The 20,179-nt window shown below is 66.0% G+C and carries 19 protein-coding genes, 2 tRNA genes and 1 riboswitch; of the genes, 1 reads left to right on the forward strand and 20 read right to left on the reverse strand.

What is annotated here, in order from left to right; genetic code table 11:
• Window positions 1-86 precede the first annotated feature (86 nt).
• The 10 genes from I6E04_RS04125 to I6E04_RS04170 all read right to left on the reverse strand — a co-directional run bounded on the left by I6E04_RS04125 (window position 87) and on the right by I6E04_RS04170 (window position 7,601).
• Complete coding sequence (locus tag I6E04_RS04125; RefSeq protein ID WP_235421899.1) at window positions 87-1,283, reverse strand: M20 metallopeptidase family protein; 1,197 nt, start codon at window positions 1,281-1,283, stop codon at window positions 87-89.
• Between the two features lie 508 nt (window positions 1,284-1,791).
• A tRNA-Pro gene (locus I6E04_RS04130) sits at window positions 1,792-1,868 on the reverse strand.
• 37 nt (window positions 1,869-1,905) lie between these two features.
• A complete protein-coding gene (gene ispE, locus I6E04_RS04135; RefSeq protein ID WP_235421900.1) occupies window positions 1,906-2,802 on the reverse strand; it encodes a 4-(cytidine 5'-diphospho)-2-C-methyl-D-erythritol kinase in 897 nt (298 codons plus the stop codon).
• Between the two features lies 1 nt (window position 2,803).
• Window positions 2,804-3,100 (reverse strand): Veg family protein, encoded by a 297-nt coding sequence (locus tag I6E04_RS04140; protein WP_235421901.1) that lies wholly within the window; start codon window positions 3,098-3,100, stop codon window positions 2,804-2,806.
• Between the two features lie 246 nt (window positions 3,101-3,346).
• Window positions 3,347-3,796: a D-aminoacyl-tRNA deacylase gene (gene dtd, locus I6E04_RS04145; protein ID WP_235421902.1), complete on the reverse strand. Its 450-nt coding sequence runs from the start codon at window positions 3,794-3,796 to the stop codon at window positions 3,347-3,349.
• Complete coding sequence (gene rdgB, locus I6E04_RS04150) at window positions 3,793-4,437, reverse strand: RdgB/HAM1 family non-canonical purine NTP pyrophosphatase (RefSeq protein ID WP_235421903.1); 645 nt, start codon at window positions 4,435-4,437, stop codon at window positions 3,793-3,795. The genes dtd and rdgB overlap by 4 nt, the downstream gene beginning before the upstream one ends.
• A gap of 32 nt (window positions 4,438-4,469) precedes the next feature.
• Window positions 4,470-5,210 (reverse strand): ribonuclease PH, encoded by a 741-nt coding sequence (gene rph / locus I6E04_RS04155; RefSeq protein WP_235421904.1) that lies wholly within the window; start codon window positions 5,208-5,210, stop codon window positions 4,470-4,472.
• A 153-nt stretch (window positions 5,211-5,363) separates the two neighbouring features.
• Window positions 5,364-6,248, reverse strand: coding sequence for a glutamate racemase (gene murI / locus I6E04_RS04160; protein ID WP_235421905.1), 885 nt, complete (start codon window positions 6,246-6,248; stop codon window positions 5,364-5,366).
• A gap of 18 nt (window positions 6,249-6,266) precedes the next feature.
• Window positions 6,267-7,172: an HAD family hydrolase gene (locus I6E04_RS04165; RefSeq protein WP_235421906.1), complete on the reverse strand. Its 906-nt coding sequence runs from the start codon at window positions 7,170-7,172 to the stop codon at window positions 6,267-6,269.
• A gap of 353 nt (window positions 7,173-7,525) precedes the next feature.
• Window positions 7,526-7,601: transfer RNA gene (locus I6E04_RS04170), tRNA-Val, on the reverse strand.
• Window positions 7,602-7,764: 163 nt separating this feature from the next.
• Between I6E04_RS04170 and I6E04_RS04175 the strand changes: the two genes are divergently transcribed.
• Complete coding sequence (locus tag I6E04_RS04175) at window positions 7,765-8,787, forward strand: acyltransferase family protein (protein WP_235421907.1); 1,023 nt, start codon at window positions 7,765-7,767, stop codon at window positions 8,785-8,787.
• Here I6E04_RS04175 and I6E04_RS04180 read toward each other — a convergent pair.
• From I6E04_RS04180 to I6E04_RS04225, 10 genes are all read right to left on the reverse strand, one after another.
• Window positions 8,784-10,067 (reverse strand): aminotransferase class III-fold pyridoxal phosphate-dependent enzyme, encoded by a 1,284-nt coding sequence (locus I6E04_RS04180; protein WP_235421908.1) that lies wholly within the window; start codon window positions 10,065-10,067, stop codon window positions 8,784-8,786. The two genes, I6E04_RS04175 and I6E04_RS04180, sit on opposite strands and share 4 nt — an antisense overlap.
• A gap of 62 nt (window positions 10,068-10,129) precedes the next feature.
• Window positions 10,130-11,083 carry an acetylglutamate kinase gene (gene argB / locus I6E04_RS04185; RefSeq protein ID WP_235421909.1) on the reverse strand — a complete coding sequence of 318 codons (954 nt, stop codon included), beginning with the start codon at window positions 11,081-11,083 and terminating at the stop codon, window positions 10,130-10,132.
• Between the two features lie 108 nt (window positions 11,084-11,191).
• Complete coding sequence (argJ, locus tag I6E04_RS04190) at window positions 11,192-12,463, reverse strand: bifunctional glutamate N-acetyltransferase/amino-acid acetyltransferase ArgJ (RefSeq protein ID WP_235421910.1); 1,272 nt, start codon at window positions 12,461-12,463, stop codon at window positions 11,192-11,194.
• 90 nt (window positions 12,464-12,553) lie between these two features.
• Complete coding sequence (argC, locus tag I6E04_RS04195) at window positions 12,554-13,624, reverse strand: N-acetyl-gamma-glutamyl-phosphate reductase (RefSeq protein ID WP_235421911.1); 1,071 nt, start codon at window positions 13,622-13,624, stop codon at window positions 12,554-12,556.
• Window positions 13,625-13,895: 271 nt separating this feature from the next.
• Window positions 13,896-14,315 carry a pyridoxamine 5'-phosphate oxidase family protein gene (locus I6E04_RS04200; RefSeq protein WP_235421912.1) on the reverse strand — a complete coding sequence of 140 codons (420 nt, stop codon included), beginning with the start codon at window positions 14,313-14,315 and terminating at the stop codon, window positions 13,896-13,898.
• 45 nt (window positions 14,316-14,360) lie between these two features.
• Entirely contained in the window at window positions 14,361-14,798 is a 438-nt protein-coding gene (locus I6E04_RS04205) for a pyridoxamine 5'-phosphate oxidase family protein (protein ID WP_235421913.1), read from the reverse strand.
• Window positions 14,799-14,884: 86 nt separating this feature from the next.
• A complete protein-coding gene (locus tag I6E04_RS04210; RefSeq protein WP_235421914.1) occupies window positions 14,885-15,676 on the reverse strand; it encodes an energy-coupling factor transporter transmembrane component T family protein in 792 nt (263 codons plus the stop codon).
• Window positions 15,673-17,526 (reverse strand): energy-coupling factor transporter ATPase, encoded by a 1,854-nt coding sequence (locus tag I6E04_RS04215; protein ID WP_235421915.1) that lies wholly within the window; start codon window positions 17,524-17,526, stop codon window positions 15,673-15,675. Before I6E04_RS04215 ends, I6E04_RS04210 begins: the two co-directional genes overlap by 4 nt.
• Window positions 17,523-18,113 carry an ECF transporter S component gene (locus I6E04_RS04220; RefSeq protein ID WP_235421916.1) on the reverse strand — a complete coding sequence of 197 codons (591 nt, stop codon included), beginning with the start codon at window positions 18,111-18,113 and terminating at the stop codon, window positions 17,523-17,525. Before I6E04_RS04220 ends, I6E04_RS04215 begins: the two co-directional genes overlap by 4 nt.
• A 7-nt stretch (window positions 18,114-18,120) precedes the next feature.
• Window positions 18,121-18,308, reverse strand: a riboswitch (FMN riboswitch).
• Window positions 18,309-18,904: 596 nt separating this feature from the next.
• Window positions 18,905-20,119, reverse strand: coding sequence for an iron-containing alcohol dehydrogenase (locus I6E04_RS04225; protein WP_235421917.1), 1,215 nt, complete (start codon window positions 20,117-20,119; stop codon window positions 18,905-18,907).
• Window positions 20,120-20,179: the final 60 nt, after the last annotated feature.

Raw genomic sequence — 20,179 nt, forward strand, 5'->3', positions numbered from 1 at the left:
TGCGGGCAAGATGCCCGCGACGGACGCGTCCCGAAACTCGGACGTGGTGGCCGGCGCCGCATCGCCTTGGCATCGGCGGTAGCGATCTACTCGGTGCGATGCGAGAGGTACTCAATCGCGCTGTTGGCGAGTAACGCCGCGCCCTTCCAGAAGACCGACTCGTCGAAGTCGACGTTCGGATGGTGCATGCCGCAGCCCTCGTGGCCGGGCAGCGTGCCCGTGCCCAGGATGAAGTACGTCGTGGGCACGACCTGCGACAGGATCGCCAGGTCGTCGGTGCCCGAGAACGGCTTGGCAAGCGTCTGCACCGGCTCGCCGAACAGCTCGTCGGCGTATCCGGACAGCTCACAGGTAAGCTCGGGATCGTTGTAGGTGTTGGGCACGCCGCGCAGGAAGCGCACGGTCGCCTCGCCGCCGAAGGCGTCCGCGATGCCCGCGACCATGCGCTCGGCATGCTCCTTGAAGCCCTGACGGACCTCGGCGTCCTGCGTGCGCAGCGTGCCGAGCATATGCGCCGTCTCGGGCAGGACGTTGGCGGCGCGGCCGGCCTCGATCTTGCCGAAGGTGGCCACGCAGACCTGCGTGGGGTCGACCTCGCGGGCGATGAGGTTCTGGAAGCCCTCGTATATATGGCAGGCGATGTTGATGGGATCGATGCCCATATGGGGCGTGGAACCGTGTGCACCCTTGCCGGTGATCTCGACGTCGATGTCGTCGATGGACGAGAAGATCGTGCCCTCGCGCGTGTACAGCGCGCCGCTCTCAAAATCGATCGCCTGGACGTGCAGGGCGGTTACGGCATCGACGTGCGAGTTCTCGAGCACGCCGCCGGCGAGCACCGCGTCGCCGCCGCAGATGTCCACCGGCGCGCAGCCCTCCTCGTCGGGCTGGAACAGCAGCTTGACGCAACCCTTGAGCTCCGCCTCGTGATCTTTGAGGATACGCGCGGCGCCGAGCAGCATGGCGGCATGCGTGTCGTGACCGCACGCGTGCATGTTGCCGTTGTCGGATGCGAAGGGCAGGCCCGTCTCCTCCTCGACGGGTAGCGCGTCGTAGTCGGCACGCAGTAGGATGCACGGACCGCTCGCCGGGTCGCCGACCTGGGTGAGCAGGCCACCATCGCACGGGACGCTCACCTCGTAGCCCATGGCTTCCAGACGCTCGCGGACATAGGTCTGGGTTTGGGGCAGGTCGAAACCGATCTCCGGATGCCTGTGCAGCCAGCGTCGGTCCTCGACGATCGTCTCCTGTAGGGCTTTCGCCTCGTCGATGATGGTCTTCATGGTTCACGCTCCCATCGTGTCGCGGTGTGACGGCTCGATTCGTACACGGTACTATGGTAGAGCAAAACGCGTGGGGCGGCGGCCTTCTGCTTCACACCGTTTCGGTATGCCAAGGGGATCCTCTTGCCCGGGCGCGCGGCGCAAAAGGGCGATTCCCACGGCCTCCGCGGCGATTCGGACCGCATTGTGAGGAACGCAGCCACCCCTTTAGGGCAATTTGTTCAGATATGAAGGTTTCGGCCCTGTGCGGACCCTTAAAACACTGTCGTTTTGACCGTCTTGCGGCTTCTCAGCGAACTCTGCCGACTCGCTATCCAGAGTGCACAAAACAAGCTATTGCTAAGTTAGCTTTTTTCTCAAGCCAAATCAGTTGCCGACCTTCATATCTGAACAAATTGCCCACCTTGCCCCGCGCGTGGGCCCATGTGCAAGAGCGTCAGACGTGATTCCTCGCGCTACATAGCAAAACAGGCCAGTGCGGAAGCCGCACTGGCCTGTTCACATTCACTGGTCGGGTTGACTGGATTTGAACCAGCGACCCCCGCGTCCCGAACGCGGTGCTCTACCAAACTGAGCCACAACCCGAAAGCTCGATTATCCTAACACACTCCGCGCGCGAAAGCTAGCACACAGTTACCTTCGGTCCCGACTTCTCCATCTTTGTCGCGCAGGACCACCAATCGTGTCGGTCGCGCGCCTGGCACGCGATACGTTCGGCATCCTCGCGGGTCTCGCAGATGGCAAAGACCGTCGCGCCCGAACCGGACACCTCCGCTGCGCGCACGCCGGGCAGTCCGCGCAGCCATGAGCGGATCTCACCGATGACGGGCAGGATCTCGATCGCAACGGGGGCAAGGTTGTTGAAAACACCGGCGACGATCGCATCCCGATCGCGCGAACGCATCGCATCGAGCATGCGCGGCAGGTCGCCGAGCTGCTGCGGCGTGGCATCGAACGTGCGGTAGGCCTCGACCGTGGACACTCCCCCACTCCGAGGCTTGACGAGCACCACGGGAAGCTCCCCTGCAGGTTCGAACACCTCGACGAGCTCATCGCCGGCACCGGCGAGGTAGGCGGGCGGGCCGTACAGGAAAAACGGGACATCCGCGCCGATGCCGCGGGCGACATCGACGACGCGCGGGTCGGTACGCTCGACATCCCAATACGCGCAGATGCCCGCGATCGCCGCGGCGGCATCGCCGGAAGGTCCGCCAAGGCCGCTTTGCAGCGGGATGTTCTTCTCCACGGTGATCGCGAAATCCACCGCGCGCCCGAATGCCTCGCCCATGGCGAGCGCGGCGCGGTACACGCTGTGGCGCTCCATGGGAATGCCGGCATCCGGCACGGTCGTCACCTCGAGCGCACCGGAGGGCGTGAACGTCAAGGTATCCGCCAGGTCGAGCGCCGTCATGACGGTATCGACCCGGTGGTAGCCGCGCGCATCCTTTACGGTATGGATACCCAGGTACAGGTTGACCTTGGCGGGCGCGGTCACCTGCAGGCGCGCGGCGCGATCCATACTAGTGCTCCTCGAGCTGGTTTCCGAGCGGTGTGAACAGGTGCTCGCCCGACTCGGGATCGAACAGCTCCACGGTGCCGGTCAGCACGTCGACGTACTGGTAGGACTGACGCGACTTGCGGCCGCGACGCTCGTCGACCTCGACGATGAACACGGACGGATGGACGGTCTTGATGCAGCCCATGCGCTCCACGACGCGCGTGCGGCCCATGTTGGCCTTGACCTTGACACGCTGACCGATCATATCCGACAGCTTCTCGTGGATCTCGTCCACATGATTGACTTCGAGCTCTTCCATAGCGCCTCCTCGTGCGTGGGCGGAAATGCACAGAATAACCCCACTGTATTCACAAACGCACCGAGTATAGCAGGCTGAAATCGATATTGCACGACAGCGCGACGGAGCACGCAATAACCCCAGGTCTCCGTCACGCCATGACAAAGCGGCGTGCCCCCGTGCCGCATCCGACACGGGGGCACGCCGCTTTGTTCTCGAATCTCACGCGTGCGGACGGCAAGCCCATGGAGGGCGCCGGGCGCTGCGCTACGCGAGCTGATCGGTATCGAGCACGATGGTGAACGGCCCGTCGTTGACCAGCTCGACCTGCATGTTCGCCGCGAACGTCCCCGTCGCGACACGCTCCACGTCCGCACGCACGAGACCCACGAAGTACTCGTACAGCTCGTTGGCGAGTGCGGGGTCCGCCGCATCGGTGAACGACGGCCGCCGCCCGCGTCGGCAGTTCGCGTACAGCGTGAACTGCGACACGACGAGCACCTCACCGTCGACGTCGGCAAGCGACAGGTTGGTCTTGCCCGCATCGTCCTCGTTGATGCGCAAGCCGCGCAGCTTGCCCCACAGCGTATCGGCCTGCACGCGCGTGTCGTGCTGCCCGACGCCAAGCAGCACGACGTATCCCGCGCCGATCCGGCCGGTCACCTCGCCGTCGATCGTCACGCTCGCACGCGTGACGCGCTGGACGACCGCCCTCATGCGTCCTCGCCCGAAAGCTTGGCGGACAGCGCCTGCAGCGCATGGAAGCGATGGCTGATCGAGTTCTTCTCGTCCGGGGTGAGCTCGGCCATCGTCTTGCCGGGCGTGTCATCGGGCAAAAACAGCGGATCGTAGCCGAAGCCGTTCTCGCCGCGTCCCTCATGGGCGATCGTGCCCTCGCAGGTCCCCTCGCCGTAGGTCACCAGACCGTCGACGTCGATCAGCGCCACGACGCTCACGAAGCGCGCGGTCCGCTCGGAATCGTCCACGTCGGCGAGCTTGTCGAGCAACTTGGCGTTGTTGGCCGCATCGTCGCCGTGCACGCCCGCGTAGCGCGCCGAGTACACACCCGGCTCGCCGTCCAGCGCGTCCACCGCCAGGCCCGAGTCGTCGGCAATGGCGGGAAGGCCCGTCGCCTCGACCGCCGCCTGCGCCTTGATCAGCGCGTTCTCCAAAAACGTCGTGCCCGTCTCCTCCGGGTCGTCGAACTCGCCGAGCTGCCCCAAGGCAACGAACGCCACATCGGGCAGAACGCGCGACAGGATCTCCTCGATCTCGGTGAGCTTGTGCATGTTGCCCGTCGCCACCACGATGGTGCGCGCCGGGTCGAGCGTATCGATATCGATCTTCTCCAGGGCCATCGCGCCCTCCCTTCCTTTCGGCGCGGCGGCGTCTAGTCGTCGTCGCGGAACAGCGTGACCTGGTTTTGCAGGTCGATAAGCTCGCGGATACCCGCGTCGCCCAGATCGAGCAGGCGGCCCAGGCGCTCGCGCGAAAACGGCGTGCGCTCGCCGGTGCCCTGGATCTCCACGATCTCGCCGGTGTCGGTGGCGACGAGGTTCATGTCGACCTCGGCACGGGAATCCTCGACGTAATCGAGGTCGAGCAGCTCGGCGCCGTCGACCACGCCCATGGACACCGCGGCGACCTGGCCGGTGAGCGGCAGGCGCGGAATCTTGCCGGCCTCGACCCAGGTCATGAGCGCGTCGTGCAGCGCCACCCAGGCGCCGGTGATGCTCGCCGTGCGGGTGCCGCCGTCGGCCTGGATCACGTCGCAGTCGACCGTGACCGTGTACTCGCCGAGCGCGCGCAGGTTGGTGACCGTGCGCAGGCTGCGGCCGATCAGGCGCTCGATCTCCATGGAGCGGCCCTTGCGCGAGCCCGTCTCGCGCTTGCTGCGGCGGTTGGTGGATGCAGGCAGCATGGCGTACTCCGCCGTCACCCAACCCTGGCGGCTCGCACGACGCCATGCGGGCAGGCCCTCCTCGATCGTCGCCGCGCACAGCACGCGGGTGTCGCCGAACTCGACCAGACACGATCCGAGTGCGTGCTTCATGACCTCGCGCGTGAGCTTGACCGGGCGCAGCCTGTCCGCTGCGCGCCCGTTCGCGCGGTTGATCTCCATATGCTCCATAATCCGTCTACTCCTTTGCGGTGAATCTCGATGGGTTGATTGGGGACGTGTTCGATTCAACCCATCTGATGGGTTGAATGGGTTGAATGGAACACGTCCCCAACCAACCCCAACCAGCCATGGGTTGGATGGAACTCGTCCCCAACCAACCCATTAGGACCGGTCGAGCTCGTCCAGGCTGATGTGCTCGATGCTCTTGAGCGGCTGCCCGAAGATGAAGCTGCCCGCCGCGGCGAACTCGGCGATGTTGTCCGACGTCGTGGCGAAGCGATGCTCGGGCACCACGTCGTCGCCCGCCAGCTGCTCGCGGCGCATGAGGATGTCGATGAGCTCGCGCGTGGTCTCCTCGGCCGACGACACCACGCGGACGGACGGTCCGAGCGCATGGCGGATCGGGTTCACGAGCAGCGGGAAATGCGTGCAGCCCAGCACGACGGTATCGACCTGCGCGTTGGACTCGATGATCGGCTTGAGCGTGCGCGCCACCTCGGCACGGTTCTCGGGCGTGTCGAACACGTCGCCGTCCTGCAGCCAGCGCTCCTGCAAGTGCGCGCCGGTCGCAAGCTCGTTCTCGACGATCTCGACGAAGCTCGGCGCGGGACAACCGTAGACCGACACGCCGGCATCCAGATCGCGGATGGCACGGGTGTACGCGCCGGAACGGACCGTGAGCTCGGTGGCGAGCACGCCGACCTTGCGCGTACGCGTGCTGTTGATGGCCGCGCGGGCACCCGGCGCGATCACGCCGATGACCGGAATCGGTAGCAGCTGCTGGGCGATGCGCAGGCCGGCGGCCGTCGCGGTGTTGCATGCGATGATCATGATCTTGATGTCACGCGCGGCGAGCCACCGTCCCGCCTGCAGGACGAACGAGCGCACTTCGCTTTCGGTGCGGACGCCGTACGGGCAGCGCTTGGTGTCGCCCACGTAGTAGATGGATTCGTGCGGCAGCGTCGTCGCGATGGCGCGCGCCACCGTCAGGCCGCCCAAGCCCGAATCGAACACGCCGATGGGCCGATTGTCTCCCAAATCCGCCATAGACCCCGTCGCCCCTTCCTACGCGAGCGCCGCGAGCAGGCAGCGCATGCCCTGAACCCAACCGTCGACGATACGCCCGCGCGTGACGAACGCGTTGTCGTGGGCCGCCAGGAACTCCTCGGCCGTCGGGTTCTTGAGACCATTTTCGACCAAGAAGAACGTATCCACGTAATCCGCCATGAGAAAATCGGACGTCGCGTCGCCGATGGCGAGCGTCTGCGCAAGGTCGATGCCGCGCAGCTCGCAGAACCGCTCGATGCCGCGCCCCTTGTTGAGGCCACGCGGCATGATGTTGAACGCCCGGCCCTTAACGCCTTCGGGCAGCTTGAGCGTCGTGGGAGCGGAGATGTAGTTGAGATACCCGTTGTCGCCCCAATCGAGCTCCGCACCGGATGCGCGGATGATCTCCCACGCCTCCTCGTCGGGAATCTCGCCGCGCAGGCCGACCGTCACCTCGCGGTGCTTGTAGCCCGTCGACATGTCGTTGTGGTACTCGAGCAGGCCGGGCCAGCGGTTGGAGAACTCGTCGAGGATGCCGGTGGCCTCGATGCACTCGTGCGGCGAATAACCCCAAATGGGATTGAACGGCATGTCGGCGCAGAAGTACTCCCAGCGCGAGTCGCCGCGGTCGAGCATGAGCAGGCCGCCCATCTCGCCGATATAGGAGTTGAGGCCGAACACGCGCGAGTCCTCGTGCAGCATGGAGCGGTTGCGCCCCGAGCACGGGATGACCTCGACGCCGGCGCGTTTGAGGTCGACGAGCGTGGCGACCAGATCGAGGCTCGGGTTACCCGCAGCATCGGTGAGCGCGCAGGAACCCGGCGCGAGCATGGTGCCATCGAGGTCAGTGAACACGTAGCGCACGCGGGAGAGTCGCTCACGGAGCTCGCCGGTGGGAATATCGGGCAGCACGGTATGGGGCATGGGCCCTCCTTGGTCGCGGGGAACCGTCGCGCACCATTGTAGCCCGAACCGCGCGAATCGCCCGACAAGATGGTGCCAGGTACATTCTTGTCGCCGTGACAAGATGGGCCCGGGTTCATTCTTGTCAAAACGGTACCGCCGCGACGCCGTTACCTAAGCAATGGTGGGCGATGAGGGATATCACCGCCGCGCTGCGCGCGCCGGTGACGCTGCGGATGCCTTCGGCATCCTTGCGTGCTCCGCTGGAAAATGCTCAACGCATTTTCTCAGCTTCGCGCCCCAGGGGGTTCGAATCCCTCTGCACTGGGCGCTGACAAGAAACGGCACCGTTGCCGGTGCCGTAAATCGTTCAATGGTGGGCGATGAGGGATTCGAACCCCCAGCCTTGTGCGTGTAAAGCACCTGCGCTAACCGTTGCGCCAATCGCCCTTGCGCGGACAAGTATAGCGTAAAGCGCCGCGCGAGGCACAGGACAGGTTCGCGATGGGCGGATTCTTGTCTACCCACCCCCTGAAACCTGTCGCGCGAGCGACGACGCAGGAGTACAATGGGGCGCCCGTACCGCACCTTCCATGGGAAAGCTGACCTGCGTATGCCATCCACCACCCCGCGTCCGCGCATCGAGCTGTTCGACAACATCAAAGGCGTGCTCATCTTCCTCGTGGTCTTCGGCCACGTCATGATCCCCATCCAAAACGACAACCCGGCCATGAGCACCGTGTTCGACCTCATCTACCTGTTCCATATGCCGCTGTTCGTGTTCATGTCCGGCCTGTTCGCCAAAGGCGCCTACCGCAACGGCCGGCTCGACATCAACCGCATCATCTCGTTCGTGCTACTCGGCATCGTCTTCCAAGAGGCGATCCTGGCGGTCAACGGCTCATCGAAGATGCTCGAGAAGATCTTCCTGTTCAGCTCGGCACCGTGGTACATGATCGCCATGGCGTGGTGGTACGCGGCAACGCCGCTGCTCGCCCGCGTCCACCCGGCGGTCGGCATCGGCGCAAGCTACGTCGTCGCCCTGCTCTGGGGTCCGGTCGACCTCTCGAACGGCCTGTTCGCCATCAGCCGCGCCATCGAGTTTCTGCCCTGGTTCGCCGCGGGCTACTACCTCGATCCCATGCGCGTCACGCACATCAAGGCAAAACGTTGGGCGTGGGCGGCCGTCGCACTCGCAGCCGTCATCGCGGCGGCGCGCATCGCCGATCCCCGCGTATTCGACTGGTTCTTCCAGCGCGCCTACGGCGATGCCCCCTATCAGCACGGGTTTGTGAACGGCATGGTCGAGAAGACCGTCGCCACCGCGATCGCCGTCGTCTTCTCGGTCGCCGCCATCAAACTCACCCCACAGGGGGGGGTCTTGCCTCTGAGCCGTTTGGGGCAGGCGACCCTCAAGGTCTACATCCTGCATCGCCTGATCCGTGCCGCGATGGTCTACCGGCTCGGCTTCTACAAGCTACCGATCCTGCTCGACCCGCTGTGGGGCATGCTCATCGCGATCGTCGCGAGCATCGCCATCACCTTGCTGTGCATGGCGATCCCGCTGGATAAGCCCCTTGATTTCCTGATGCGCCGCCCCTGGATCCCGCAGCTGCAGCCGCAGTCCAAGCGCTAGGACAGCACCTTCGTAAGCGCCGCCGCAAGCGCGTCGACATGCTCGCGCTCGCAGATGAGCGGCGGCAGGAAGCGCAGCGTGTGAGCGCCGGTCGCGTTGATTACGAAGCCCTCGTCGAGCATCGCGGCAACGACATCGTGCGCATCGGAGACCGTGTCATCCACGTCGCAGCCCACCATGAGACCCGAACCGCGCACCTCCACCACGTGCGGCACACCTGCCAGCGCCTCGGCGAAGTAGGCGCCCACCTCGGCGGCATGCTCGTCGTAGGCACCGCAGATCAGCTCGGCGAGCACCGCCGAGGCCGCGGCGACGGCCAAGCAGCTGCCACCGAAGGTCGTGCCATGGTCGCCCGGGCGGAACACGTCGGCGACCTCGCGCTTGGCCATGCATGCGCCGCACGGCACGCCACCGGCGATACCCTTGGCCAGGCTCATGATGTCGGGCTCGACGCCGACCGTCTGGAACGCGAACGGCTTGCCGGAGCGGAAGATGCCCGTCTGTACCTCGTCGGCGATCAGCAGACCGCCCACACCGTGCACGAGCTCGGCGGCGGTGCGCATGAACTCCGGTGTGAGCGGATGCACGCCCGACTCGCCCTGGATGGGCTCGAACATGACGGCGCAGATCTCGCCACCCAGCCGGTCGAAGATCGCCCGCAGCTCGTCGACGTCGTTGGGCGTGCAGGCCACGAAGCCGCCAGGCAGCGGCTTGAAGCTGTCCTGCAGCCAATCCTGCATGGTGGCGGCGATGGTCTCGAGCGTGCGCCCGTGGAAACCGCCGCGCAGGCACACGATGGTGTTGCCGCCGTTGCCGACACGCCTGGCGTACAGGCGGGCGAGCTTCATGGAGCCCTCGTTGGCCTCGGCGCCCGAGTTGGCGAAAAACGTCTCCCACACCTGCTCATCCTCGGCGGGCACGGCCGCGGCAGCCGCCGTCTCGGGATCGCCCGCACGGACGGCCTCGGCCACGGCGCGCGCGCCGGCCATATCGCCGCTCGCGAGCTTGGACAGCATCGCCGCCACCTCGCCGCGGTGCTCGATGTAGAAGTAATTGGACACGTGCAGCAGGCGGTCCACCTGATCGTGCAGCGCCGCGCTCAGCACCGGATCGTCATGTCCCAGGCAACACACGCCGATACCGGCGAGGAAGTCCAGGTACTCGCGACCCTCGTCGTCGACGAGCGTCATGCCGTGCCCGCCCACGAAGTCGACCGCCGAACGGCCGAAGGTGTGCATCACATAGGACGACTCGAGCTGTTGCTGCAGGGCAAGGGACATGGCGATCAGATCCTTTCGTCGGTTCACGGCGCGCGCAAAGGCGCCGTGTGGGTGCGGGTGCGCTAGATGTTCTCGGACAGACGCGCGGCGAACGTCGTCAGCGGGTGGGGATGGGTGTCCTGCTCGTAGGCGTACTGGGTGGAGTGGATCACCGTACCCACACCCGCGTCGGTCAGCAGCTCGAGCAGCAGCGAGTGCGGCGTCGTACCGTTGATGATGTGCGCGCGGAACACGCCCGCGGCGAGCGCGTGCACGCAGCTCTCGAGCTTGGGGATCATGCCGCGGTCGACGCTCTGCTCGTCGAGCATCGTCTGCGTCTCCTCGAGCGTCAGGTTGGAGATGAGCGAATCCTTGTCCGCGAAATCCTCGTACAGACCGTCGACGTCGGTCAGGAAGATCACCTTGTGCGCGCGCACCGCGGCGGCGATATGCCCGGCGGCGACGTCGGCGTTGATGTTGTAGAACCCGCCGTCCTCGCCCTGGGCGACCGTCGCCACGACGGGGATGTAGTCGTTGTCCATCAGGCTGTTGAGGTAATCGGCGTTGATGCGGCTGATCTTGCCCACACGCCCCAGGTCGGGGTCGAGCTGCTCGGCCACGATGGTGCCCGCGTCGGCGCCGGCCACGCCCACAGCCAGATTGCCGTGCGCATTGATCGCCGCGACCAGGTCCTCGTTCACCTTGCCCACGAGCACCTGGCGCACGATCTCCATCGTCGCGTCATCGGTCACGCGCTGGCCGTCCTTGAACGCGACGGGGATGTCGTAGTGCGCGAGCGCGGCGTTGATGTCCTTGCCGCCGCCGTGCACGATGACCGGCTTCATGCCGATGATCTTGAGCAGCACGATGTCGCTCATCACGTCGGCGCGCAGCCGAGGGTCGACCATGGCGGCACCGCCGTACTTGATGACGACCGTCTTGCCGGTCAGGCTCTTGATCCACGGCAGCGCCTCGAACAGCAGCTTGGCGGTCTGCTCGGTGGATTGAGGGGAACGCGAGTCGCGTGCGTACTTCATGGGAGGCGCCTTTCGAGAACGCGGAACGAATCGGAGCAGCCGCGGTGCGTCAACCAGCGGCAGGCGGGCCGCGCCGACTCGGACTCCGGCACGGCTCCACACTGGCGATTACGTGCGGTAATCCCCGTTGATCGAGACGTAGTCGTGCGTGAGGTCGCAGGTCCACACGCGAGCGATGCCCTCGCCGGCGCCAAGGTCGGCCGAGATGGTGATCTCAGGCGCCTCGAAGCGGCGCAGGGCGTCATCCTCGTCGAAGGGGACCGTCAGGCCGTCGCGGCACACGGGGATGTCCATGATGTCGATCGATACGTCGTTCTGGTCGAACACGACACCGCACTTGCCGAGCGCCATGGCGATGCGTCCCCAGTTGCAGTCGCGCCCCGCGATGGCGGTCTTGACGAGCGGCGAGTTGGCCACGGCGCGAGCCGCCGTATCGGCATCCTCGTCGGAGGGGGCGCCCGTCACCGTGACCGTCACCAGGCGCGATGCACCCTCGCCGTCGCCGGCGATGGCGCGCGCGAGGGCCTCGCAGACCACGTGGACCGCATAGGCGAGCTCCTCGTAGGCCTCGGTGCCCTCGCAGATGGGCGCCTCGTCGGTCGCGGCCGCACCGGACGCCAACATGATGCACGTGTCGTTGGTTGACGTATCGGAATCGACGGTGACCTTGTTGAACGTGGTGTCGACGCACGCCTTGAGCAGGGTATGGAGGGTCGCCGGCTCGACCGGCGCGTCGGTGGTGATCACGGCGATCATCGTGGCCATGTTGGGCATGATCATGCCGGAGCCCTTGCACATGCCACCCACGGTGAAGCGGCAGCCCACATAGTCGAGCACGCCGCTCTCGTACGAGACGGCGAACTCCTTGGGATGGGTATCGGTGGTCATGATGGCGCGGGCAGCATCCGAGCCGCCCTCGTGCGACAACTGCTCATAGGCGGCCGGGATACCCGTCTCGAACGGCGCGATCTCCATCTGCTGGCCGATCACGCCCGTCGAGGCGACGAGCACCTCCTCGGGTGCGCACCCGACGACCTGCGAGGTGATGTCGCAGGTCTCGTGCGCGAGCGCCAAGCCGGGCTCACCCGTCGCGGCGTTCGCGTTGCCGGAGTTGATGGCGATCGCCTGCACGCGACCGGAGCCGCACGACGCGCCGCCGAGATGCTCGCGGCACACCGTGACCGGCGCCGCGCAGAAGCGGTTGGTCGTGAACACGCCCGCCGCGCTCACCGGCTCATCGGCCACGACGAGGGCGAAGTCCGCGCGCTCGGGGTTCTTGCGAAAACCGGCGTGAATGCCCGCCGCGCGAAAACCGCGGGCGCTGGTCACGCCGCCGTCCGCGACGGCGCGGAGTTTGGTATCAAAGGCCTCGATGTCCATCGGATGCTCCCTGGAAGTTTGCGGATACGTGTTGGAACAGTGTAGCGCAGCGCCCGGATACACGGGCGCGCCGGACGGGGTCACCCGCGACTACACCGGCATGGCGAACAGCGGCAAGCCGCATCGCTCGTCGAGGCCGAACACGATATTCGCGCACTGGATCGCCTGGCCGGCGGCACCCTTGCACAGGTTGTCGATGGCCGAGGTGATAACCAGCATGCCCGCACGCGCGTTGACGGCAAGGCCGATCTGGCATGCGTTGGAGCCGGCGACCGAGCTCGTCTTGGGCTGCTGCCCCGCGTCGAGCACGCGGACGAAGGGACGACCGGCGTAGAAGGCGCGGTAGCGCTCGACCGCCTGCTCGGCCGTGAGGGTCGAGGCGACCTCGAGCGCGAGCGGGATGGTAACCGTGGAGAGCAGACCGCGCTTGAGCGGCGCCAGGTGCGGAGTGAAGACGACATGATCGGGCAGGCCCAGGATCTGCTCGATCTCGGGGGTGTGGCGGTGCTTGCACACGCCGTAGGCCTCGACGTTCTCGTCGGCGCTGCAGTAGTGCGTACGCGCGTTGGCCGATTTACCGGCGCCCGTCACGCCCGAGATGGCGTCGACGATGGCGACGCCGCCCTCGGCCATCCAGCCGGCATCGATCGCGGGGTAGGCGCCGAGCGAGGTGGCGGTGGGATAGCAGCCCGCGCAGGCGACGAGCACCGAGGATCCTTCGTCGCGCCGAGACGCAGCGGCTGCCAGGTCGTCGGCGAACAGCTCGGGCAGACCGAAGGCGCGCGTCGCCAACAGCTCGGGCGAGGTATGCGGCGTGTTGTACCAGCGCTCGTAGACATCCGGATCCGACAGGCGGTAGTCGGCGGACAGGTCGAACACCGACACCCCGGCGGCCAGGAGCCCGGGCGCCGCGGCGAGCGCGGCGGTATGGGGCACCGCGAGGAACACGGCGTCGCAGGTGGCGAGCTGCGGATCGTCGTGCGTCGTGAAGACGAGGTCGCTCACGCCGGCAAACGACGGATAGACGCTCGCGAGCGCCTGGCCCGCATCGGCGTTGGACGTGATGGCGACGAGTTCGAACTCGGGATGGGAAAGCAGCAGCCGAACGAGCTCGACGCCCGCATATCCGGCAGCTCCGACGACTCCGACGCGATAAGACATAGCTCCATCTCCCATTTGTATTTTTTCGGCTCAATCATGCATACAGACGCACGATTGAGCCGATTCATTGAACAGGTTGAGAGAATACCCCTCTTGATATACAGATGCAAGCCTTATTCGCGAAAGGCCCCAACCCGAAACACGGACCCCCCGCGGGAAACCGGGGACAGGCACCGGGAAAATGGGGACAGGCGCTATTTTCCCAGGCCTGGGAAAATAGCGCCTGTCCCCATTTTCCCGGTGCCCGTCCCCCGATCTGCCCGCGCGGAGCCTAGAACGTGAGTCGGCGCTCGCTGCCGTCGATGTCGCAGAAACGCGCCTGGCCGCACCTCACGCTGAAGAACGCGAGGCGTCCGTCATGCGCGGAGTCGTGATGCTCGCCGATGCCCACCATGTGCTCGAATCCCGCCTGCCGAACCGCTTCGCTCACCTGCGCGTCGTCGGCAAGATCGGCCTCGCCCGACACGACGATCCAGTACGCGCCGGGCTTCCAGCCCGACAGCTCGAACTTGGGATGCACGGAAAGCTCGCGCCAGACGTCCTTGTCGCGCGAGGTGCAAAACCACAGCTTGCCGGCATCGGCACAGGCAAACGAGAACGGCCGCACGCGGGGTTGACCGGGGTCGTGTTCATCGATGGTTGCAAGGTACCACGCGGGGATCCCCCGCAGGTAGGCGACGATCTCGTCCATAGTCCGCTCCTTTCGGTCCCAGCGTCGGGTCTGGGCTTCGGTCCGTTACAGATCGAGGGGCTTCCATTCGTCGTGGTCGCAGATCCAGGCATGCGGTTCCTCGACGCTGAAAAACACGAGCGTCGGGTCGTCGGGCCCCTCGTACCGCTCGCTCAACCCCTCGAGGTGTCGCCACCCCGCCTCGCGGATCTCGGGACACGCACGGTCTTCCAGCCCCGCCACGCCGCGCAGGATGAGCCAGCCGTGGCCCGGCCACCATGCGGTCGCCTCGAAACGCTGGTTTATCAGCAGCTCGTCCCACACGTCCTTGGTCGTCGCCGTGCAAAACCACAGCTTGTTATCCTGCACCGCCGCGAACGAGAACGGCCGCACATGCGGCTGACCGTCCACGCTGGTCGCGAGGTACCACGCGGGAATCGACGTGAGGTACTCCAGGGCGGTCAGCAGACCCTCGGAGGCCTCTCCGTATACGATGCGCTCCATACATTTCTCCTTATCTTGCAAAGGGGACGCCCGCCGCAATGCCCCGGACGGCGACAAGTTTGTACCCGGCACCATCTTGTCGCCCCCTAACCGCACGCCACGACGGCGACGGCGAGCTCGGTCAAGACGGCCGCGGCGATCGCGTCGCGGCGGGCGAACGCCAGCGGGTGCAGCCGCGTACGGCCCTGTTCGCCATGGTAGCAGCGGGCATCCATGGCGGCCGACAGCGTCTCGGCGTGCCGGAAGATACTCGTGAACAGCGGGATCGACACGCTCGACAGCATACGCACCGCGCCCAGCGGACCGGACGCCACGCGCGCGCCACGGCTCACCTGCGCGCGGTAGGTGACCTGCAGCTCCGTGGCGAACTGCGGCATGAAGCGCAGGGCGATCCCCAGCATCATGCCCAGCTCGTGGGCGGGCAACCCCACACGCGAAAACGGCGCGAGCAACCGCTCGACGGCATGCGTCAGATCGAGCGTCATGGTCGTCATGGTCACCAGGCTCATCGCGCACATCATGAGCAGCATGCGCGCGCCCATGAACGCGAACGCGTGGATACCGCCCTCGTAGATGCGGATGAACCCGAACTGCGCCACCACCGCACCGTCCTGATCGGTGAAGAGGTTGAGCAGCGACACGATCACCACGATCGCGAGCAGCGGCGCCAGCGACCGCACGGCGCGGCCCGCCGGTACACCCGCCAGCACGTACAGCACGCCGACGAACACCGCGATGACGCCGAGTGCGGCAAACGAGCCCGCGAGCAGCGAGATGATCAAAAACGCCAGACCGCCCAGCAACTTGGTGCGCGGGTCGAGCCGGTGGAGCACACCGTCGCCCGGATAATAGCTTCCGAAGGAGAACACCTCGTTCATCGCGCGTCCCCCTCCTCCATGCCGGCGAGTTCGGCCGCCAGACCGTCGATGTCGTACAGGCGATCGCTATGCAACGCCACACCGCGATCCGCCAGCTCGCGGGCCATCCGCGCCGCCGCAGGCAGACCCAGGCCCACGCGATGGAGTTCCGAGCCGCGCTCGAACACCTCGGCGGGTGTGCCGTCGAGCAGCACCGCGCCCTCGTTGAGCACGACGACGCGGTCGCATAGCGCCGCGAGGTCGTCCATGCTGTGCGACACCATGACCACCGTCAGGCCCGATCGATGCAGCCGCGCGATGAGCCCTAGAAAGTCGCGGCGGGCCGCGGGATCGAGCCCGGCGGCGGGCTCGTCGAGCACAAGCACCTCGGGCTCCATGGCGAGCACGCCGGCGAACGCCACGCGGCGCTGCTGGCCGCCGGACAGCGAAAACGGGCTCTTGTCGGCGATATCGGCACGGGAAAGCCCGACCGCATCGAGCGCCCGACGCACGCGCTCCTCCACCTCATCGGCGGAACATCCGAGGTTGCGCGGACCGAACGCCACATCCTCGAACACCGTGGCCGCGAACAGCTGATGCTCGGGATACTGGAAGACCAGGCCGACCTTCGTCTTGACCGAGGCGTCCGCGCCACGGTCGGCCAGATCGCGGCCGAAGGCACGCACGCGCCCCATGGTCGGTTGCACAAGCCCGTTCATGTGCTGGATAAGCGTCGACTTGCCCGAACCGGTATGCCCGGCGAGCCCCACGAACTCGCCGCGCCGGATCGCGAGGTCGACGTTGTGGAGCGCCCAGACCTCGTCGGGGTCGTTGCCCCACGCCGCCTGCCGTGCGCGACGTGCACGTCGGCGCTTGCGGGCGCGCTCGCGCACGGAACGCTCGTAGCTGTAGCTCACATGCTCGAAGGACAGGAGGACCTCGTCCGTCCGCGGCTGCGAAGTGAATGAGGCTCCGGCGCGCTCCTTCTCAACGGCATCCGAGCCGACAGCGGTGCCTAGGTCGGTGGCGCCATCCGAGCCGGCATGCGCCCCCGCTCCCGTCACCGCGCCGGCGACCTCGTCCAGCAGCGCGCGCTCGTCCACGTGCACCGGCACATCGACGCCACGCGCGCGCAGTGCCAGCGCCAGCCGACACGCCGGCGGAACCTCGAGGTTCAACCGCTCGAGCACCTCGACCTGCGTCAAGACCTCCTCCGGCGTTCCCTCGAGCGCCACGCGCCCGGCTTCGAGCACGAGGACGCGGTCGGCCGCGGCAGCCTCCTCCATATCGTGCGTGATCATGACGATCGTCATGCCCTGGTCGCGCAGCTCGCGGCATACGCGCATAAGCCCGCTGCGTCCGCGCGGGTCGAGCATGGAGGTCGCCTCGTCGAGCACGAGGACGCGCGGACGCATCGCAAGCACGCCGGCGATCGCCACGCGTTGCTTCTGACCACCGGACAGCGCGTGGGTCTCGCGGCGCTCGAAGTCCATGAGGCCCACGGCGGTGAGCGCCTCGCGCACGCGCTCGACGAGTCCTTCGGGCTCCACGCCGAGGTTCTCGGGCCCAAAGGCCACATCGTCCTCGACAAGGGTGGCGACCAGCTGGTCGTCGGGGTTTTGGAACACGAAGCCCACGCGGGCGCGGATGTCGTACACGTACTCGGGGTCGCGCGTATCGAGCCCGTCGATCACGACGCGGCCCTCGTCGGGCACAAGCAGGGCGTTCAGATGCTTGGCGAGCGTCGACTTACCCGAGCCGTTTCCGCCCAACAGGCACACGAACTCGCCTGCGGCAACCGATAAGCTCACCCCGTCGAGGGCGCGCGTGCGGCCGTCGTACGAATAGCAGACGTTCTCGCACGTGATCATGGACGGCCCTTCACCTGGTCCTTCTCGGGCGCGATGAGGTTGGAGACCACCTTGTACACCACGAGCGTCAGCGCCGAGTTGAGCACGGTCTTCACCAGATTGAACGGGATGACCGCAGGCAACATGAGCGGCAGGATGGCATCGGCCGACCCGTACCAGAACCACACGCCGATCGTCAGGTTGGACACGATCGAGGCGGCGGTGGCGAGCGCGACGCCGAGCACGAGGCCGATGATGGCGCCACGATACGTGTGCAGCTTGCGGTAGACCAGCGCCGCGGGCAGGATGTAGCAGACCGTCGCCACGATGTTCATGAGCGCGCCGACCCAATCGCCGGTCGTGAGTGCGTGGATGACCACCGCGAGCACGCCGACCGCGATGCCCGAGCCCGGTCCGTACGCGAAGCCAGCCACCATCGCCGGCACGAGCGACGGATCGTAGGTCAAAAACGTCGCCGCGGGGATGATGGGGATCTGGAGGAACATGAGCAGGGCGCTCACGGCGCACATAAGCGCCATGGTCACCAGCTGTTCGGTGCTCCACCTGTTCGTATTCTCGAAATGGATATGCGTGGGCTGCTCCGCCATGGGAAATCACCTGCCTCTTCCATCCGGACTGTGACCGTTGGCTCCGGATTTCCACCGGATCGGCCTGCAGACAACCCAATGCCTGACAGGTTCGCGGGCTCACCGGTCCGCGCTCGGGCCCCATGCCCGGCGCCCGGGCACACGCCCGGCCGGCTCACCGCCAGTGAGGAATTCCACCTCGCCCTGAAACAGCGACTTCATCCTAGCACGTTTTGCCCGCATCGCGCCGGGGCGTGAAAATACGACTGACGTTTCTTCACCTACGTGACGTTATTTCAGCTGTGGCGACGGTTTGGAACCGCAGGTGGGCAATTTGTTCAGATATGAAGGTTCGGAAGGCCGAAATCCGGGGCAATCGGGCCGTCTGCGCGCACCGGTCTTTGATGCGCATTATAGAAGGATATGTTCTTGTCGTTTTGCGAAAGCGCTTGCGGCGGATGCTATTTCCTGGAACCCGATTCCGGGGTCCCAAACCTTCATATCTGAACAAATTGCCCGTCCATGGCGCCGGCCCACCCGATTCGCGGAATCACGTCCGGCGTTTTCCGCCTGAGGCGCCCGGGAGAGCAAGATGCGGTTTAGGGTTCGCTTTTCAGAGGCCCATCCGAGTAGACCCGAAAAGGCCAAGCCGTCTACCTGCCGTTCTCATGCACACGGGAGCCGCCCTGCTCGGCACGCACCCCTAAAACCGAACCGTAAACGCAAAAAGGCCCCCGAACAGATCGGGGGCCTTTCTCACGAACGTGAAATACGTCTGACGTGATGTCACGCGTGCGATGTCGCGCGCGAGATTAGAAGTCGACGTCCTGGTCGTTGTAGACGCACTCGAGCAGCTTCTCCATCTCCTCCTGGGACGGCTGACGCGGGTTGGAGCCGGTGCAGGCGTCGAGGATGGCGTTGGCGGCCACGTCGGCCTTCTTGGCCTCGAACTCGGCGTAGTCGATGATGGACTCGTCGGCCTTCACGCCGCCCTTGCCGTAGTTCTTGATGCCCTGCGGGATGTCCAGCTTGTCGTTGAGGTCGCGGATGCACTGGACGAGCGCGGCCACGAGCTCATCCTCGGTCTCGCCCTCGAGGTGCAGGATGTCCTTGGCGATGAACGCGTAGCGGCTCTTGGCGCGGGCGTCCTTGGCGTTGAACTGGATGACCTTGCCGAGGTACATGGCGTTGGCGCAGCCGTGGATGATGTGGTCGCCGGTGAAGGCGGCACCGGTCTTGTGGGCCATGGAGTGCACGATGCCCAGCAGACCCGAGGAGAAGGCGATGCCGGCGATGCACTGCGCGTCGTGCATGTGCTGGCGGGCCTCATGATCGCCCTGATAGGACTTGGGCAGCCACTCGACGATCTCGCGGATGGCATGCAGGGCGTTGCCGTCGGTGTACATGGAGCCGGCGGTGGAGACGTAGGCCTCGATGGCGTGGGTCAGGGCGTCCATACCGGTGTGAGCGCAGAGCTTCTGCGGCATGGTGTAGGTAAGCTCGGGGTCGACGATGGCCACGTCGGGCGTGATGTTGAAGTCGGCCAGCGGGTACTTGATGCCCTTCTCGTAGTCGGTGATGACGGAGAACGCGGTGACCTCGGTAGCGGTACCGGAGGTGGAGGCGATGGCGCAGAAGTGGGCCTTGGTGCGCAGCTCGGGGAAGCTGAACGGGACGATGGCCTGCTCGAAGGTCTCCTCCGGATACTCGTAGAACAGCCACATGGCCTTGGCCGCGTCGATCGGCGAGCCGCCGCCAATGCCGATGATCCAGTCGGGCTGGAACTCGAGCATGGCCTCGGCGCCGCGCTTCACGGTCTCGACGGAAGGATCGGACTCGACGCCCTCGAAGATCTGGACCTCGAACCCGGCCTCCTTGAGGTCGGCCTCGACGTCCTGCAGGAAGCCGCCGCGACGCATGGAACCGCCGCCGGTGACGATCATGGCGCGGGAGCCCTTGAGGTTCTTGACCTCGTGGCGAGCGCCCTCACCGAAGTACAGATCGCGAGGATTGGTAAAACGTCCCATTCTTTGCCTCCAAATCTGCAGGTCGACCGTTCGGCCTGCACATACAACGGGGCACCCGAT

This window comes from Collinsella tanakaei (genome assembly GCF_021531055.1).
GTDB classification, from domain to species: Bacteria; Actinomycetota; Coriobacteriia; order Coriobacteriales; family Coriobacteriaceae; genus Collinsella; species Collinsella tanakaei_B.

What these genes read in the sequence shown, in the direction of transcription:
- murI (WP_235421905.1), bottom strand. Translation starts at nt 6,248, where the DNA reads ATGGCGGATTTGGGAGACAATCGGCCCATCGGCGTGTTCGATTCGGGC.
- I6E04_RS04225 (WP_235421917.1), bottom strand. Translation starts at nt 20,119, where the DNA reads ATGGGACGTTTTACCAATCCTCGCGATCTGTACTTCGGTGAGGGCGCT.
- rdgB (WP_235421903.1), bottom strand. Translation starts at nt 4,437, where the DNA reads ATGGCCCTGGAGAAGATCGATATCGATACGCTCGACCCGGCGCGCACC.
- I6E04_RS04205 (WP_235421913.1), bottom strand. Translation starts at nt 14,798, where the DNA reads ATGGAGCGCATCGTATACGGAGAGGCCTCCGAGGGTCTGCTGACCGCC.
- I6E04_RS04200 (WP_235421912.1), bottom strand. Translation starts at nt 14,315, where the DNA reads ATGGACGAGATCGTCGCCTACCTGCGGGGGATCCCCGCGTGGTACCTT.
- I6E04_RS04165 (WP_235421906.1), bottom strand. Translation starts at nt 7,172, where the DNA reads ATGCCCCATACCGTGCTGCCCGATATTCCCACCGGCGAGCTCCGTGAG.
- I6E04_RS04215 (WP_235421915.1), bottom strand. Translation starts at nt 17,526, where the DNA reads ATGATCACGTGCGAGAACGTCTGCTATTCGTACGACGGCCGCACGCGC.
- dtd (WP_235421902.1), bottom strand. Translation starts at nt 3,796, where the DNA reads ATGAGGGCGGTCGTCCAGCGCGTCACGCGTGCGAGCGTGACGATCGAC.
- I6E04_RS04175 (WP_235421907.1), top strand. Translation starts at nt 7,765, where the DNA reads ATGCCATCCACCACCCCGCGTCCGCGCATCGAGCTGTTCGACAACATC.
- argB (WP_235421909.1), bottom strand. Translation starts at nt 11,083, where the DNA reads ATGAAGTACGCACGCGACTCGCGTTCCCCTCAATCCACCGAGCAGACC.
- argJ (WP_235421910.1), bottom strand. Translation starts at nt 12,463, where the DNA reads ATGGACATCGAGGCCTTTGATACCAAACTCCGCGCCGTCGCGGACGGC.
- I6E04_RS04125 (WP_235421899.1), bottom strand. Translation starts at nt 1,283, where the DNA reads ATGAAGACCATCATCGACGAGGCGAAAGCCCTACAGGAGACGATCGTC.
- I6E04_RS04140 (WP_235421901.1), bottom strand. Translation starts at nt 3,100, where the DNA reads ATGGAAGAGCTCGAAGTCAATCATGTGGACGAGATCCACGAGAAGCTG.
- I6E04_RS04210 (WP_235421914.1), bottom strand. Translation starts at nt 15,676, where the DNA reads ATGAACGAGGTGTTCTCCTTCGGAAGCTATTATCCGGGCGACGGTGTG.
- I6E04_RS04180 (WP_235421908.1), bottom strand. Translation starts at nt 10,067, where the DNA reads ATGTCCCTTGCCCTGCAGCAACAGCTCGAGTCGTCCTATGTGATGCAC.
- ispE (WP_235421900.1), bottom strand. Translation starts at nt 2,802, where the DNA reads ATGGATCGCGCCGCGCGCCTGCAGGTGACCGCGCCCGCCAAGGTCAAC.
- I6E04_RS04220 (WP_235421916.1), bottom strand. Translation starts at nt 18,113, where the DNA reads ATGGCGGAGCAGCCCACGCATATCCATTTCGAGAATACGAACAGGTGG.
- argC (WP_235421911.1), bottom strand. Translation starts at nt 13,624, where the DNA reads ATGTCTTATCGCGTCGGAGTCGTCGGAGCTGCCGGATATGCGGGCGTC.
- rph (WP_235421904.1), bottom strand. Translation starts at nt 5,210, where the DNA reads ATGGAGCATATGGAGATCAACCGCGCGAACGGGCGCGCAGCGGACAGG.